Below are 2125 nucleotides of genomic sequence, written 5' to 3' on the forward strand. Positions count from 1 at the left end.
ACCATCGGCCACGTTGACCACGGTAAAACCACCCTGACTGCAGCTATCACCAACGTGCTGGCCAAGCACTTCGGTGGTAAAGCTTTCGCCTTCGACCAGATCGACAAGGCACCGGAAGAGCGTGAGCGTGGTATCACCATCAACACCTCCCACGTAGAATACGACACCGCTACCCGTCACTACGCCCACGTAGATTGCCCGGGTCACGCCGACTACGTTAAAAACATGATCACCGGTGCTGCCCAGATGGACGGCGCGATCCTGGTAGTAGCAGCGACTGACGGCCCGATGCCGCAGACTCGTGAGCACATCCTGCTGGGTCGTCAGGTTGGTATCCCGTACATGATCGTGTTCATGAACAAGTGTGACATGGTTGATGACGAAGAGCTGCTCGAACTGGTTGAGATGGAAGTTCGTGAACTGCTGACCGAGTACGACTTCCCGGGTGATGACCTGCCGGTAGTTCGTGGTTCCGCACTGAAAGCGCTGGAAGGCGACGCTCAGTGGGAAGAGAAGATCATCGAGCTGGCTGGCCACCTGGATACCTACATCCCGGAGCCGGAGCGCGCGATTGACCAGCCGTTCCTGATGCCTATCGAAGACGTATTCTCTATCGCTGGCCGTGGTACTGTAGTTACCGGTCGTGTAGAGCGCGGTATCGTTAAAGTAGGTGAGACCGTAGAAATCGTTGGTATCAAAGATACCGTTTCTACCACCTGTACCGGTGTTGAAATGTTCCGCAAACTGCTGGACGAAGGTCGTGCAGGCGAGAACATCGGCGCGCTGCTGCGTGGTGTTAAGCGTGAAGACGTAGAGCGTGGTCAGGTACTGGCCAAGCCAGGTTCTATCAAGCCGCACACCAAGTTCGAATCTGAAGTGTACGTACTGTCAAAAGAAGAAGGTGGTCGTCATACCCCGTTCTTCAAAGGCTACCGTCCGCAGTTCTACTTCCGTACTACCGACGTGACCGGTACCATCGAACTGCCGGAAGGCGTAGAGATGGTAATGCCGGGCGACAACATCAAAATGGTTGTTACCCTGATTGCTCCGATCGCGATGGACGACGGCCTGCGTTTCGCTATCCGTGAAGGTGGCCGTACCGTAGGTGCCGGTGTTGTAGCTAGCGTAATCGCCTAATCGATTCGTTATATACAAACATGAAAAGGGGTGGCTTCGGCCACCCCTTTTATTTTTGGGGCTATTTATGGCCTGTGAGATACTGGGCAAAACCATTGATAGAGGTAGTTTCCGTGAGCAACCCTGCCATTTTTCTGGATCGTGACGGTGTCATCAATGAAGACACTGGCTATGTCAGTCAGGTCGATGATTTCCATTTTCTGCCCGGAGTCATAGACGCCCTGCAGCTCCTCAAAAAGAAAGGCTATCTGCTGGTCGTCGTAACTAACCAGTCCGGAATCGCCCGCGGCTACTTCAGTGAAGATGACTTCATGAATCTGACGGAATGGATGGATTGGTCACTGGCTGATCGGGATGTGGATCTCGATGGCATCTACTTCTGTCCCCATCATCCGGATCACGGCGCCCCCTGTGATTGCCGCAAACCGGAGCCAGGCATGCTGCTGTCGGCGCAACAGGAACTGGGGATCGACATGAGTCGTTCCTATATGGTGGGTGATAAGCCTTCCGATCTAAAAGCTGCCGTCAATGCCGGGGTCGGTCACAAGATCATGGTCAGAACCGGTAAGCCGGTGACCGAGACGGGTAGTGCGCTGGCCGATGCTCTCTATGACAATCTGCACGATTTTGCCGTTGCGGTGCCTGCAGTGAGCTGATTTCGCCGGTTTAACATGCAAGTTGGTGGCTTTGTGAGCGAACGAACAGTGTAAGCCATCTTTTTGCAATTATCTGCTTGCCAGAAAGAATCTGTTCCCTATAATGCGCCTCCATCGACAGGGCAAGCGGCAACGCAGAAAGCCAAGTCGATAACCTCGAAAAGCCTTTGAAAATAAGGCTTGACTCGAGAAGGCGGTTGAGTACAATCCCACTCCCGCAGCAACGAACTGTTGCGTCGCTCTTTAACAATTTGAATCAAGCAATCTGTGTGGGCACTCACAGCATCGAGCATCAAAAACAATTTTTGATTTTCAATGTCTGGTGAAGTGAC

The 2125-nt window shown here is 53.1% G+C and carries 3 protein-coding genes; 2 read left to right on the forward strand and 1 reads right to left on the reverse strand.

Annotated elements, in window-relative coordinates:
• The coding region (gene tuf, locus AB5Y84_RS17435) for an elongation factor Tu (protein ID WP_115523187.1) at positions 1 to 1137 on the forward strand (1137 nt) is incomplete at its 5' end.
• Positions 1138 to 1250: 113 nt separating this feature from the next.
• Positions 1251 to 1793, forward strand: coding sequence for a D-glycero-beta-D-manno-heptose 1,7-bisphosphate 7-phosphatase (gmhB, locus tag AB5Y84_RS17440; protein ID WP_368177456.1), 543 nt, complete (start codon positions 1251 to 1253; stop codon positions 1791 to 1793).
• Positions 1794 to 1891: 98 nt separating this feature from the next.
• On the opposite strand, the gene AB5Y84_RS17445 is transcribed toward gmhB, so the two are convergent.
• A partial coding sequence (locus AB5Y84_RS17445) for a hypothetical protein (protein WP_368177457.1) occupies positions 1892 to 2125 on the reverse strand: 234 nt, incomplete at its 5' end.

Origin of the sequence: Aeromonas sp. s11 (assembly GCF_040907945.1) — a bacterium.
Lineage (GTDB): Bacteria > Pseudomonadota > Gammaproteobacteria > Enterobacterales > Aeromonadaceae > Aeromonas > Aeromonas veronii.